Source organism: Ralstonia sp. 110700041-2 (genome assembly GCF_056280165.1).
In genome coordinates, this window is record NZ_JBSFAI010000015.1 from 139,495 (window position 1) to 152,927 (window position 13,433).

The following is a 13,433-nucleotide window of genomic DNA, read 5'->3' on the forward strand; positions in this document are numbered from 1 at the left end:
GTCGGTGTCGTTATGGGCGGTTGCGTCTGTGCGCAGCCACCGTCGCATCGTCAATCGGGCGCGTCTGATTCGAAAGAGGTATTCCCGCCAGAATTGGGGTCAATATCGCCACGGGAATTGCCGCACACGCCTATACTCGGGCATGCCGAAAATCGACCTGCTGACCTTTCCCGACGCGGGCTTTTCCACACTGGCAACGGCTGCCGACACGCTTGGCGTGGCCAATGCGCTGGCTTCCATGCAGGCCGGCAAGCGCGCCAATGCCGCCAAGACGCCGATGTTCGGCTGGCGACTCATCGCGCGGGACCCGGCGCATTGGCAGGCTGCGGCACAAACGCTCGCTTGCCGTTGTGATGCACTACCGGATGACGACGCGCAGCTCGGTGATGCGTTGATTGTCCCGCCCGTGCATTTCGACCACATTGGCACGCTGGAACAGCGCCTGGCTCTCCTGGAAGTGGAGCGCGCCACCATCCGCCGTTATCTGCAGGCCGGGCGGTTGGTGGCGTCGCCGTTCACGGGTGTGGCGATGCTGGCTGACGTGCTGCCGCCCGGGCAGCGCCTGACCGTCACGTGGCTGATTGCCGGGTGGGTGCAGGGCAATTTCCCCAGCCTGAAGGTGGTGCCTGCACAGGCGATTGTCAGCAGCGGCAACGTCATCACCGCACGGGCGATGGAGCATGGCGTGGCGCTCACGCACCGCTTAGTCGCGCGATTGGCGGATGCGCGGCTCGCGCGCACGCTGGGCAATACGGCGCTCGATCACCCCTCGCGCGGCGAGGCGATCGGCATCTGGCTGCGCAGCAAGCCGGCCATCCGCGACAGCGTCGTGCTGCGCGCGCGGCGTTACCTGCAGCAGCATCTGCACGACCCGTTTGATCTGGAAAAACTCGCAGCCGCCGCCTCGACCAGCGAGCGGACGCTGCTGCGGCATTTCGCGAAAACGGTGGGGATGTCGCCGCTGCAATTGCTGCACCGGTTGCGCGTGGAGCGCGCGTGTCACTTGCTCGAAGTCAGCACGCTGAGCCTGACGGCGATTGCCGAGCAGTGCGGCTATCAGGACATGTCCGCCTTCCGGCGGTTGATCCGGCGGCACACGGGGCGGCCGCCGGGGGCACATCGGCGCGCGCATTCGGTGCGCGCCGAACTGCGAAATTAAGCGGCTTTCTTCTTCTCGCCGATGCGGCTTTCCTTGCCGGCCAGCAGCTTGGCGATATTGGCCCGGTGGCGCGCGATAAGCAGCACCGCCATCAGCGCAACCGCCCCGGCAATCCAGTCGAAGCCGTTCATCAGCACGTAGAAGAACGGCGCGAACACCGCCGACACCAGCGCAGCCAACGACGAATAACGGAAGAACACGGCGATGATGAGCCACGTAGCGAGCGTGGCCAGCCCGAGCCACACGTTCAGCGCGAGCAGAATGCCTGCCGCCGTGGCCACGCCCTTGCCGCCCTCAAAGCGGTGGAACACCGGAAACAGGTGGCCCAGGAACACGGCGATCACCACCAGCGCGATGCCGGTCTCGTCCACGCCAAAGCGCGGCGCCAGCCATTGCGCCAGCCACACTGCCAGCCCGCCCTTGGCCGCATCGCCGAGCAGCGTGAGGATGGCCGCCTTCTTGTTGCCCGAGCGCAGCACGTTGGTGGCGCCGGGGTTGCCCGAGCCGTAGGTGCGCGGGTCTGCCAGACCCATCGCGCGGCTCACCACCACGGCAAACGAGATCGAGCCGATCAGGTAGGCGGCCAGGGCAAAAATGACGGTTGCGACGACTGGGGACATAGGAAATCGAGGAAATCAGGCTGCGGGATTGTAGCGTGCCGCGTAGGGTGCCCCAGCCGCCGCGTTCGTTTCAATCGGGGTTTGCACAGTTGACGGGCTGCGCGTTCAGCACGGTGGTGAGCACGCTGGGCGCGATGCTCACAAGAAAGCCGCGCCTGCCGCCGTTGATGTAGATGCGCTCCAGCTCCAGCACGCTCGCTTCCACAAACACCGGCATCGCCTTGCGCACGCCAAACGGCGACGTGCCGCCGACGAGATAACCGCTGTGCCGCTGCGCCACTTCGGGCTTGCAGGGCTGCACGGTCTTGCGGCCGGTCTGGCGTGCGAGGTTCTTGGTCGAGACCGAACAATCGCCGTGCATCAGCACGATCAGCGGCTTGGCGTGCTCGTCTTCCATCACCAGCGTCTTGATGACGTGGTGCTCGTCCACGCCCAACTGACGCGACGACTCTGTTGTGCCGCCCTTGTCGACGTAGTCGTAGGTGTGTTCGGCAAACACCACGCCATGCGCCTTGAGATACTGGGTGGCGGGCGTCTCGGAAACGTGCTTTGACTTGCTCATACGGGGCAGGAAAGAACGGTCGCTATCCGCGTGGATGGTGCTGGGCATGCAGTGTGCGCAGCCGCTCACGCGCGACGTGGGTGTAGATCTGCGTGGTGGAAATATCCGCGTGGCCGAGCAGCATCTGCACGACGCGCAAGTCTGCGCCATGGTTGAGCAGGTGCGTGGCAAATGCGTGCCGCAACGTGTGCGGCGACAGCGGCGCGTGAATGTCGGCGAGCAGCGCATAGCGTTTGATGAGATACCAGAACGCCTGGCGCGTCATGCCCTCGCCGCGCGCGGTGACGAACAGCGCGTCCGCCGTGCGCTCGCCGAGCAGCGCGGTGCGGCCCGTTTGGCGATCCTGCAGATAACGCCGCAGCCAGTCGCCCGCTTCCGCGCCGAACGGTACGAGGCGGTCCTTGCCGCCCTTGCCGCCGACCACGCGCACCACGCCTTCATTCAGGCCGACTTCCACCGTTTTCAGCGCGACGATTTCCGACACGCGCAGCCCGCTCGCATACATCAGCTCGATCATCGCGCGGTCGCGCAGGCCGAGCGGCGTGTCGACATCCGGCGCGTTGATGAGCGCCTCGACTTGCGTTTCGGACAGCGTCTTCGGAAAGCGCGGCGGCTGCTTGGCGGTCGGCAGCAGGCGCGACGGATCGGTGTTCACCACGTGCTCGCGCAATGCCCATTGAAAGAACCGCTTGAACACCGTGCGGCGCCGGTTGGCGGACGATGCGCGGCTCTCGGCATGGCGTGCGGCAAAGTAGTCAGCCAGGTCACCGTCTTCGGTTTCGGCGATGGACTTGTTGCGCTCGGCGAGCCAGTGCGCGTAGAGCGTGAGGTCGCGCCGGTACGCATCGAGCGTATTGCGGGCGAGGCCATCCTCCAGCCACAGCGCGTCGCAAAAACGCTGGATGGCATCTGCGCTTTGCGGCGGCAGGGACGGCGCTTCGGCGTCTTTCCGCGCGGCCTTTCTCATATCAGCATCACGCCTTCGTGGCGCAGCAGCCAGTGCTTGATGTTCAACAGGTAGCCATCCGTGTGATGCGAAAACCCGCCGATGCCGGACGCACTCACCACGCGGTGGCACGGAATGAGGATCGGGAACCAGTTGTCACCGCATGCCTGGCCGACCGCGCGTGGCACGCTGCCGATCTGTTGCGCGATGGTGCCGTAGGTGATGACGCTGCCGCACGGAATGGCGCTGATGGCCTGCCATACGCGGTGCTGGAAATCGGTGCCGGCGCGCGCGAGCGGGACGTCGAATGTCGCGCGAGGGTCGCTGTAGTACGCATCGAGCTGACGGGCCAGCCTTGCGATCAACGCGTCCGATGAATTGGCGAGGGGCGTGCCTTCCGGCAGGTAAACGAGTTCACGAAGCGCGCCGTCGGCCACGCGTACGCCCAGCTTGCCGAAGGGCGCTTCGAGAACGGCGTCGAAAGGGGATGGCATGACAGGGGCCGGCGCTGGAAAACAATCCTGCGAATCTAGCACAGGCCCCAGGTGGGGCAGGGTTACTGATCCAGCTTGATGTTCTGCTGCTTGACCAGGGTGCGCATCTTGTCGAATTCGCGTTTGATCTCGGCCGCGTATTGCTGCGGGGTATTGCCGACAGGCTCAGCACTGGCACCGCGGAATCGGTCCACGAGGCTGGGGTCTTTCAGCGCCTTCACGGCGGCTTCGTTGAGCTTGCGGATGATGTCGTCGGATGTGCCCGCCGGCGCGACCAGGCCATACCACGCCGGGTCATTCGCATCCTTCAGGCCGACTTCGGCAAAGGTGGGCACATCGGGCAGGCTATCGATGCGTTTGTTCCACGCCACCACGATCGGCCGTAGCTTGCCGCCCTTGATGAACTGAATGGACGACGGCAGGTTGTCGACCATGATCGGCACCTGGTTGGCCAGCACGTCGTTCAGCGCCGGCCCAGCGCCGCGATACGGCACATGGACCATCTGCGTTTTGGTCAGCACCTTGAACTCCTCACCGAGCATGTGGCCGATGCCGCAGGTGCCCGATGTCGCAAACGAATATTTGCCGGGATTGGCCGTCAGCACCGCGACGAATTCCTTGTAGTTCTTGGCCGGAAAGGTCGGGTTGACTGCAATCACGTTGGCCACCGTGGCCAGGTTGGTGATCGGCTTGAAATCCTTGAGCGGGTCGTACGAAAGCTTCGGGTTGCACGCCGGGTTGACGGCATGCGTGGAGACGGTGGCGATGCCGATCGTGTAGCCGTCCGGCGCCGCCTTGGCGATGGCGTCTGCGCCGATCGAACCGCCGCCGCCGCCCTTGTTTTCCACCACCACGGCCTGGCCCAGCACCTTGGAAAGCTGGTCGGCCACGCCGCGCCCCACGATGTCTGTGGTGCCGCCGGGCGGAAACGGAATGATCAGCTTGAGCGGCTTGGCGGGGTAGTTGTCGGCCAGCGCGGGCCCGCACAACGCCATTCCTGCGGCACCGATCAGGCTGGCGATCAGTCGTCCCTTGGTCATCGTTTCCTCCTTGTAGCTTGGTGTGCGTTCTGCGTTCTTGTGGGGAAACTGCTGAATAGCACAACGGCAAACGCCAGCCACACGGCAACCGGGGAAACCCTGAAAAGCCAATCGTCAGCTTGTCAGCTTCCGAGCAGCCCGTTTTTCAGATCGCGGTCGACCGGGCTGTTGCCGATGAAGATGCTGAGCACGGCCTGGTAGAAATCTTCGCCGGGGATGGCCTTGGTGCGTGTCACGCCATTGATGCTGATGATGGTGCCGGCATCGGGCGCGTAGTCGAAGTTGATGGTGTCGCCGCGCTTGGTCGAGCCGATCTGGCGCATCGCGTCTTGCAACAGTGTCAGGCGGTCGGCCAGCTTCTGCACTTGAATTTCCGTCTGGTTGCGGTGGATGCCGTCGTTCAGCGCGTGGATGAAGGTGTCGGCGCCCACATCGCGCAGCGGGTGGATCTGCAGCCGCTTCGGCCCCTTCATGCCCAAGATGACCGCCGCGTTTTTCGCGCGCTCGGGCAGATACAGGCCTGCCACATAGCCTTTGATGACAAACACGGAACGCAGACCCGTGCCGTTGAGCAGCAGTTCGCGGCCGGCTACGCGTGCGGCGTCGTCGAAGGGCACGCCCTCGACGTTCACCGTTGCCCATGCCGGGCTCACGCACGCGGCGCAGAACACCGCGCCCAGGACGCCGCCGCGCCACGCGCGTGCCATCCGGGATGAGCAGGCACGCACAGCAACCTGCAACGCGCAGCGGAGATCAACAGGAGCGGAAAACATCGGAGTGAGCGGTTTGAGATTAAGCCGCCATTTTCCCGATATTTTGTTTGCAAACAATTGGTGTCTGCCCTGATGCGCAAGCGTTTGCGTACTAGGCGGTATAAGGCCCTGCTGGCATGAGCGTTAAGCAGGCATTCATGGCTCTGTGCTAGGCACACTTTGTTTGGTTTTTAAACCAATCGGCGTTGCAACTTGGAAAATCAGATTAAAGACGCGTCACAGTCCTGATGCGTTGACGTGCCTAACCCGAGCGAGCGCTTACGTCGTCTGTGCCAGCGCCCAGGCCACGTGTTCACGTACGAGTTCCGAGGCGTCATCGGCGCGTGCTTTCAAGGCGGCAAACAGTTGCGCGCGCGTGGTATCCGGCAGCGGGGCGCGCAGTGCGTTGCCAATCGCCACGGCAATGTTGCGCAGCCAGCGCTCGTGCCCGATGCGGCGGATCGGGCTGCCTTCCAGCCGCTGGTTGAATTCGGCGTCGGTCCAGTTGAACAGCTCTGCTAGCGTGGCCGCATCCAATCCGTTGCGCACATCGAAGTCGGGCAGGTTGGCCGGCACAGCAAACTTGTTCCATGGGCAGATGAGCTGGCAGTCGTCGCAGCCGTAGACGCGGTTACCCATCGCCGCGCGCAGCTCGACCGGGATGCTGCCCTTGTGCTCGATCGTCAGGTAAGAGATGCAGCGTCGCGCGTCCACCGTGTATGGCGCGACGATGGCCTGCGTGGGGCACACGTCGATGCAGCGCGTGCAGTTGCCGCAGAGAGGCTCCACGGGCGGGTCAACGGGAAAGGGCAGGTCGACGAGGATCTCTCCGAGAAAGAACATCGAGCCCGCATCGCGGTCCAGCAGCAGAGTGTGTTTGCCGCGCCAGCCCAGGCCGCCGTTGGTAGCCAGTGCGACTTCCAGCACTGGCGCCGAATCGGTGAACACGCGAAAGCCGTACGGCCCGATGGCACCGGCAATTTTTTCGGCCAGCTTCTGCAGGCGTTGGCGCAGTACCTTGTGATAGTCGCGGCCGCGTGCGTAGAGCGAGATGGTGGCGTCTTCCGGGCGCCGCAGGCGGTCCCACTCGATGGTGCGCCAGTCGCTGCCGGGTGTTTGCGGATCGGCCAGATGTGGCAGATACGGCATCCGCGCGACGATGGCGCGTACCGTTCCGGCAACAAGTTCGGCCGGGCGTGCGCGGAGCATGCCATGGTTCGCCATATAATCCATGTCACCGTGAAACCCCTGCGCAAGCCATGTCTGGAGCCCTTCTTCAGCATGCGACAGGTCGACATCGGCGATGCGGACCGCATCGAAACCGAGTTCGGCACCCCAGGAACGGATCTGCGCCACGAGCGCGTGCATGCCGGCCGCATCGGCTGGCAGGCGTGCATCCAGGTTCGTTTCGGGTGATGACGTGGGGGTGGCGGACATGCCCAAATTGTACGCAATGCCCACCGTGCTCCCTGCTGACGTGCCTTCTGGTCTGACCCCTCCGCTCGCCGAGCGCACGCTTTCGCTCGTCGATGAAGCGGCCACGTCGGCCTTTGGCACGGCGCTTGCGCAGGCTGTGCTGGCACTGGGTCCGCGGCCCGTGCAGGTGCAGCTCTCGGGCGATCTGGGCGCGGGCAAGACGACGCTCTCGCGTGCCATCCTGCGCGGCCTCGGACACACCGGGCGCGTGCGCAGCCCCACCTATACGCTGGTCGAGCCGTACGACGTTGCCGGAACTACGGGCACGCAAAAGGTCTATCACTTCGACCTGTACCGTTTTGCCGATCCCGAAGAATGGACCGATGCCGGCTTCCGCGACTGCTTTGCCGAACCCGCGCTGTGCCTGGTCGAATGGCCCGAGAAGGCGCAGGCGCTGCTCGGCACGCCCGATCTGCACATCGCCTTATCGGTCGACGTTGTGCACGAAACCTACGATGACGGCGTTGAGCATGCACCGCGCGCAGCACGTCTGAGCGCACGCACGCAGACCGGCCTTCAACTTCTACAGTCGTTGCAACACCTGTTCCCATGCTGATCAAGCATCTGCCGACCGACCATCCGGATGATCCCAACCTGCCGAGCCAGGCCCGCCGCCAATGGCTCACGCGCATGGCGAAGGCCGGCGCAGGCACGGTCATCCTGAGCCTGGTGGGCCCGCAGATTGCGCGCGGCGCCAACATCGTCGCCGTGCGCGTGTGGCCCGCCGAGGACTACACACGCGTGACGATCGAATCCGACGTCGCGCTCAAGGCCACGCATCAGCTCATCAAGGATCCGGATCGCCTGATGGTCGATATCGACGGGCTCGAGCTGAACCCGACGTTGCGCGAGCTGGTGGCCAAGATCGCGCCGAACGATCCGTACATCCGCCAGGTGCGCGTGGGTCAGAACCGGCCGAGCGTCGTACGCCTGGTGTTCGACCTGAAGGAAAGCGTCAACCCGCAGGTGTTCACGCTGCTGCCGATTGCCGGCTATCGCAACCGGCTGGTGTTCGACCTGTACCCGACCAACCCGCCCGACCCGCTGATGCAGCTCGTGCAGGCCACCGAGGGCAAGCAGGAGCGCTTTGCCGCGTCGGGCGGCACGCCGATGCCGACACCGGATGACGATGACCCCATCGCTGCGCTGGCACGCCGCAGCAGCGGCGGCAGCCCAAACAAGCCGCCGATCGAAGAGCCGCACCTCCCGGCGCTTGCCAACCGCACGCCGCCGCGCAAGGTGCCGCCGACGACCTCTTCGAATCCTCCGTCGACGCTCGCCAACGCGCCGAACACGCCGCCGCTGGAGATCATTCCCGAGCCACCCGTGCCGCGTGCACCCTCGAACGGCCCGCGCATGCGCCGCCTGCTCACGGTCGCCATCGACCCCGGCCATGGCGGCGAAGACCCGGGCGCCACGGGCGGTGCCGGCACGCACGAGAAAGACGTGGTGCTGTCGATCGCCCGCATGCTCAAGGCCAAGATCGACGCCCAGCCCAACATGCGCGCCATGATGACGCGCGATTCCGACTACTTCGTCCCGCTGGGCGTGCGCGTGCAGAAGGCGCGCCGCGTGCAGGCGGATCTGTTTGTCTCCATCCATGCCGATGCGTTTCTTTCGCCGGAAGCGCGCGGGGCATCAGTGTTCGTGTTGTCCGATCGTGGCGCTTCGAGCGCGCAGGCCAAGTGGCTCGCCAACAAGGAAAACGCTGCCGACATGATCGGCGGCGCGAACCTCGGCTCGAAGGACGCGCAGGTCACGCGCGTGCTGCTGGACCTGTCGACCACCGCGCAGATCACCGACAGCATGAGGGTCGGCAAGGCCGTGCTGGACCAGATCGGCGGCATCAACCGGCTGCACAAGGGGCAGGTGGAGCAGGCGGGCTTTGCGGTGCTCAAGGCGCCCGACATTCCGTCGATCCTCGTCGAGACGGCCTTCATCTCCAACCCGGAAGAAGAAGCCAAGCTCAACGACCTGGGCCACCAGAACCAGCTTGCCGACGCCATCCTGCGCGGCATTCGCGCCTACTTTGCCAAGAACCCGCCGTTGTCGCGCAACCCGGGCGTCTGACGCATGACGACGCTTGTGCTACGCGAAGGCGGTGCGTCTGACGCCAGCACCATCGCCGACATCCACACGCGAAGCTGGCAGACCGCGTATCGCGGGCTCGGGGTCCTGTCCGACGCGTATCTCGACGGCGTGGCCAACGCAGAGATGCACGCGAAGTGGCGTGAACGCATGACTGCACCCGTGGCCGGGCAATACGTGTGGTGTGCCGATCTGGATGGCGAGACCATCGGTTTCCTCTGCGCCATGCGTGAAGACAATACGCCATGGGGCGCGCTCGTCGACAACCTGCATCTGCTGCCGACGTCACGCGGCCATGGTGTCGGCAAGCGCCTGATGGGCGAAGCGGCGCGCTGGGCCGTGGCTCAGGGCATCACACAGTTACATCTGCTGGTGTACGAGGCGAACACCGCCGCGATCGGCTTCTACGAAGCCCTGGGCGGTGTGTCGGTCAGCCGGGACTGGCTGGAGACGGCCGATGGCGGGCACGCGTGGGTGCGCACCTACCACTGGCCGGAAGCGAAACTCGCGGGTCTGATGGGCCTGCGCTGATCAAGCCGGGCGGCTCGCCGGGACCCCCGCGCTGGCCTCTGCGTGGGCAACGCGATCGGCGTATTTGCGCGCCAGCGTCGAACACACGATGAGCTGCAACTGGTGAAAGATCATCAGCGGCAGCACGATCAGGCCGAGCGCAGGGTTGCCGGCAAACAGGATCTTCGCCATCGGCACGCCGTTCGCCAGGCTCTTCTTCGAGCCGCAGAACACGGCGGTGATTTCGTCGGCCAGGTTGAAGCCCGCGCGCCGCGACAGCCAAGTCGTCGCGCCCAGCACGACGAAGAGCAGCGCGCCGCTCATCACGGCCACGGCCACGATGGTTTCCCACGGATACTTCGACCACACACCCGCGTGCGTCGAATCAGCAAACGAGTTGAAGACGATCAGCAGGATCACCGCGCGATCCACTTTGTTGATGATCGGCTTGTGCTTGTTGATGAAGCCCCCCAGCACGGGCCGCAGCAACTGGCCTAGCACGAACGGCAGCAGCAGTTGCTCGGCCACGCCCAGCAGCGCCTTGCCGACCGACAGGTCCGCGCCCGACGCCTGGATCACGAAGCTCATTAGCAGCGGCGTGGCGATCATGCCGATCAGGCCCGAGATGGTCGCATTGAAGATGGCGGCCGGCACGTTGCCCTTGGCCATCGCCGTCATCGCCACCGACGACGACACCGTGGATGGCAGCGCGCACAGGTAGAACACGCCCAGCAGCAGTTCAGCCGGAATGAACGGCTTGCACGCAAACAGGATGACCGCGCCGATCAGCGGAAACAGGATGAAGGTGCAGCTCTGCACGAACAGATGCAGGCGCCAGTTGCGCGCGCCTTCGACGATCTTCTCGCGGGAGAGCGCCGCGCCGTGCAGGAAGAACACCAGCGACACGCCGACGATGGTGACGATGTCCAGCCGCAGCGGGCCGTCGCTCGCGCCAAGCGCCGGGAAGAAAAGGGCGAGCGCGACCATCACGAGCATGGCGCGGATGAACCCATCGATCTGGGACAACAACGGAGACAACAGCGGGATCTTCATGTGCGTGCGCGGTCACCATTACGTGACGGCGCGGGTTGGATGGCGGGATAGCCGCTATTGCACAACATCCCTATCTAGAATACAAATGCATTGATCGAATCAATTCATACGTCGTCGGCATGAATGTGACCTTGCGCCAGTTGCGCGTCTTTCTCGCGGTGGCACGTGCGCACAGCTTCAGCCGGGCGGGCGACACCATTGGCCTGACGCAACCGGCCGTGAGCCGCTCGATTTCGGAGCTGGAAGGCGAACTGGGCTTGAAGCTGCTCGATCGCACCACCCGCGAAGTCGTGCTGACGGAAGTGGGCCGCTCGCTGGCGACGGCGCTGGATCGCCTCGTCGCTGATCTGGACGACACGTTGCAACAGGCGCGACAGGTGAGCGAGCAGCGGCGCGGCCGCGTTGTCGTGGCGTCCAGTCCGACCGTGTCGACCCGGTTGATGCCGGTCTACGTGGCGGAGTGCGCGGTGCGCTATCCAGACATCCGCATGATCGTGCGTGACTCCGTGCAGGTCGACACGCTGCAATTGATCCGCACAGGCGGAGCCGATTTTGGGGTGGTGGTGGAACCCCTCGATACCGAAGGCCTATGGACCGAGCCACTGCTGGTCGATCCGTTCTGCCTCGTCTGTCGCAAGGATCACCCGTTCGCGCAGCGCAGCAGTGTGCGCTGGAAAGATTTGCATCGCACGGCGGTCGTCCTGCTCGACCATGCTTCGGGCAGCCGCCCGCTCATCGACCGCATTTTCCTGCGCCACGGCGTTCACCCGGACGTTGCGCAGGAGATGGGTCACAGCAGCGCCGTATTCGGCATGGTGGAAGCTGGTATCGGCGCGGGCGTGGTGCCGTCGCTGTCGTTGCCGCTGCCGTCCTCGTCGCCATTGGTGGCGGTGCCGTTGTCCCCTAAGGAAACGCGCGCGATCGTGCTGGCGCGTCGGCATGACCGGTCGTTGTCGCCGGCGGCCGAAGCGGCGTGGCAGATGATTCGCCGGATGGCGCTGCCAGCCGCCTGACGACCGGATCGCTGCGCTTACTTCGGCTGCATGCGGATGGCGCCATCCAGGCGGATGGTCTCACCATTGAGCATCGGGTTCTCAACGATCGCACGCGCGAGCTGCGCATATTCCGACGGCTTACCCAGGCGCGGTGGGAACGGCACCATCTTGCCCAGCGCGTCCTGTACTTCGGCCGGCATGCCGAGCAGCATCGGCGTTTCGAAAATGCCCGGCGCAATCGTCATCACGCGGATGCCGTCACGCGACAGGTCACGTGCAATCGCCAGCGTCATCGCCACCACGCCGCCCTTGGACGCCGCGTAGGCCGCCTGACCAATCTGCCCGTCAAACGCAGCCACCGATGCCGTGTTGATGATCACGCCGCGCTCGCCGCCGGCGTTGGGTGTGTTGCCGGCCATGGCCGTCGCGGCCAGGCGGATCATGTTGAAGGTGCCGATCAGATTGATGTTGATCACGCGTGCGAACTGGTCCAGCGGGTGCGGCCCCGTCTTGCCCACCGTGCGCGACGCCGTTGCAATCCCTGCGCAGTTCACCAGCCCGCGCAGCGTGCCCAGCGATGTGGCGGCGTCCACAACGGCTTGCCCGTCCGCTTCGGACGTGACATCGCAGCGCACGAAGCGACCGCCCAGTTCCTGCGCCAGCGCCGTGCCGGCGGCCTCGTTCAGGTCTGCAATCACCACGTTGCCGCCGGCCTCGGCCAACGTGCGTGCCGTGCCTGCGCCCAGTCCCGACGCGCCGCCGGTGACGATGAATACCTGATCGCGAATCTCCATGCCATGTCTCCCTGTGTGTGGTTTGCGAGTTACTTGACGTTTACGTTCGCGTCAAGTTCAGCGTCGTATGGTAGCGCGAAGCGGCCGTCGATCGCGCAAAAAAAAAGGCGCCTCATAATCGAGGCGCCGTTCTTCCTGGCGTGTAATGCGCGGGAGCGCTTAGTCCTGCAGCGCTCCGAACACGCGGGCCGTGATTTCGTCGACATTGCCCACGCCGCTGATCTTGCGGTACTTCGGCGGCGCAACCTTGGCGGCGCTGTTGCCGTTGGCGGCCCACTGCGAGTAGTAGTCCACCAGCGGACGCGTCTGGTTCTCGTACACGTCCAGGCGCTTGCGCACGGTGTCTTCCTTGTCGTCGTCGCGCTGGATCAGCGGTTCGCCGGATTCGTCGTCCACGCCTTCGGTCTTGGGCGGGTTGTACTTGACGTGGTACGTGCGGCCCGACGCCACGTGCACGCGACGGCCGCTCATGCGCTCGATGATGGCGTCGAACGGCACGTCGATTTCCAGCACGTAGTCGATGGCCACGGCGGCATCTTTCATGGCTTCCGCTTGCGGAATGGTGCGCGGGAAGCCGTCGAACAGGTAGCCGTTCTTGCAGTCAGGCTGCTGCAGGCGGTCTTTCACGAGGCCGATGATGATGTCATCCGATACCAGGCCGCCGGCATCCATCACCTTCTTTGCTTCGATACCCAGCGGGGTACCGGCCTTGACGGCCGCGCGCAGCATGTCGCCGGTGGAGATCTGCGGAATGCCGAACTTTTCGCAGATGAATTTCGCTTGCGTACCTTTGCCGGCGCCGGGCGCGCCCAACAGAATCAACCGCATGGTGACGAGTTCCTCAAGTTTTCGAATCCTGTCGCGCTGTCAGGGTGTGTGAAGCGCGTTGGGAATCGGTCCAAGAGGGCGGATTCCCAATACGCCTGCGGGTAAAACCATGGCGA

15 protein-coding genes are annotated in these 13,433 nt (G+C 64.8%); 5 read left to right on the forward strand and 10 right to left on the reverse strand.

Translation table 11 applies throughout. The annotated features are described in order from the left end of the window. The first annotated feature begins 142 nt into the window (after positions 1 to 142). Positions 143 to 1,159, forward strand: a complete 1,017-nt coding sequence (locus tag ACUXH0_RS21075; RefSeq protein WP_012436314.1) for a GlxA family transcriptional regulator — start codon at positions 143 to 145, stop codon at positions 1,157 to 1,159. On the opposite strand, the gene plsY is transcribed toward ACUXH0_RS21075, so the two are convergent. The 7 genes from plsY to queG form a co-directional block, all read right to left on the reverse strand. Further along, on the reverse strand, positions 1,156 to 1,779 hold the full coding sequence (gene plsY / locus ACUXH0_RS21080; protein ID WP_004631773.1) for a glycerol-3-phosphate 1-O-acyltransferase PlsY: 624 nt from the start codon (positions 1,777 to 1,779) through the stop codon (positions 1,156 to 1,158). The two genes, ACUXH0_RS21075 and plsY, sit on opposite strands and share 4 nt — an antisense overlap. Positions 1,780 to 1,849: 70 nt before the next feature. After that, positions 1,850 to 2,341 (reverse strand): Cys-tRNA(Pro) deacylase, encoded by a 492-nt coding sequence (gene ybaK, locus ACUXH0_RS21085; protein ID WP_012436313.1) that lies wholly within the window; start codon positions 2,339 to 2,341, stop codon positions 1,850 to 1,852. Positions 2,342 to 2,363: 22 nt separating this feature from the next. After that, complete coding sequence (xerD, locus tag ACUXH0_RS21090) at positions 2,364 to 3,308, reverse strand: site-specific tyrosine recombinase XerD (RefSeq protein WP_012436312.1); 945 nt, start codon at positions 3,306 to 3,308, stop codon at positions 2,364 to 2,366. Beyond that, positions 3,305 to 3,781: a methylated-DNA--[protein]-cysteine S-methyltransferase gene (locus tag ACUXH0_RS21095; RefSeq protein ID WP_004631779.1), complete on the reverse strand. Its 477-nt coding sequence runs from the start codon at positions 3,779 to 3,781 to the stop codon at positions 3,305 to 3,307. The genes xerD and ACUXH0_RS21095 overlap by 4 nt, the downstream gene beginning before the upstream one ends. 62 nt (positions 3,782 to 3,843) lie before the next feature. Next, the gene (locus tag ACUXH0_RS21100) at positions 3,844 to 4,821 is read right to left on the reverse strand and encodes a tripartite tricarboxylate transporter substrate binding protein BugE (protein ID WP_182594556.1); all 978 of its coding nucleotides are present in this window, start codon (positions 4,819 to 4,821) and stop codon (positions 3,844 to 3,846) included. A 122-nt stretch (positions 4,822 to 4,943) separates the two neighbouring features. After that, positions 4,944 to 5,594 (reverse strand): chalcone isomerase family protein, encoded by a 651-nt coding sequence (locus ACUXH0_RS21105; RefSeq protein ID WP_024542268.1) that lies wholly within the window; start codon positions 5,592 to 5,594, stop codon positions 4,944 to 4,946. Positions 5,595 to 5,852: 258 nt separating this feature from the next. Next, complete coding sequence (gene queG, locus ACUXH0_RS21110; protein WP_012436310.1) at positions 5,853 to 7,010, reverse strand: tRNA epoxyqueuosine(34) reductase QueG; 1,158 nt, start codon at positions 7,008 to 7,010, stop codon at positions 5,853 to 5,855. Between the two features lie 16 nt (positions 7,011 to 7,026). Between queG and tsaE the strand changes: the two genes are divergently transcribed. From tsaE to ACUXH0_RS21125, 3 genes are read left to right on the forward strand one after another with little or no spacing between them, the layout of a single operon-like run. Then, entirely contained in the window at positions 7,027 to 7,605 is a 579-nt protein-coding gene (tsaE, locus tag ACUXH0_RS21115; RefSeq protein WP_004631787.1) for a tRNA (adenosine(37)-N6)-threonylcarbamoyltransferase complex ATPase subunit type 1 TsaE, read from the forward strand. Continuing rightward, complete coding sequence (locus tag ACUXH0_RS21120) at positions 7,599 to 9,119, forward strand: N-acetylmuramoyl-L-alanine amidase (RefSeq protein ID WP_012436309.1); 1,521 nt, start codon at positions 7,599 to 7,601, stop codon at positions 9,117 to 9,119. Before tsaE ends, ACUXH0_RS21120 begins: the two co-directional genes overlap by 7 nt. A gap of 3 nt (positions 9,120 to 9,122) precedes the next feature. Continuing rightward, a complete protein-coding gene (locus tag ACUXH0_RS21125) occupies positions 9,123 to 9,668 on the forward strand; it encodes a GNAT family N-acetyltransferase (RefSeq protein ID WP_012436308.1) in 546 nt (181 codons plus the stop codon). On the opposite strand, the gene ACUXH0_RS21130 is transcribed toward ACUXH0_RS21125, so the two are convergent. Continuing rightward, entirely contained in the window at positions 9,669 to 10,700 is a 1,032-nt protein-coding gene (locus tag ACUXH0_RS21130) for a bile acid:sodium symporter family protein (protein ID WP_004631793.1), read from the reverse strand. Between the two features lie 119 nt (positions 10,701 to 10,819). Here ACUXH0_RS21130 and ACUXH0_RS21135 point away from each other — a divergent pair, with 119 nt between their 5' ends. Beyond that, positions 10,820 to 11,713: a LysR family transcriptional regulator gene (locus ACUXH0_RS21135; RefSeq protein WP_012436307.1), complete on the forward strand. Its 894-nt coding sequence runs from the start codon at positions 10,820 to 10,822 to the stop codon at positions 11,711 to 11,713. A gap of 17 nt (positions 11,714 to 11,730) precedes the next feature. Here ACUXH0_RS21135 and ACUXH0_RS21140 read toward each other — a convergent pair whose 3' ends face one another. Further along, positions 11,731 to 12,489: a 3-hydroxyacyl-CoA dehydrogenase gene (locus ACUXH0_RS21140; protein ID WP_004631797.1), complete on the reverse strand. Its 759-nt coding sequence runs from the start codon at positions 12,487 to 12,489 to the stop codon at positions 11,731 to 11,733. 159 nt (positions 12,490 to 12,648) lie between these two features. Continuing rightward, positions 12,649 to 13,317 carry an adenylate kinase gene (gene adk / locus ACUXH0_RS21145; RefSeq protein WP_004631799.1) on the reverse strand — a complete coding sequence of 223 codons (669 nt, stop codon included), beginning with the start codon at positions 13,315 to 13,317 and terminating at the stop codon, positions 12,649 to 12,651. Positions 13,318 to 13,433: the final 116 nt, after the last annotated feature.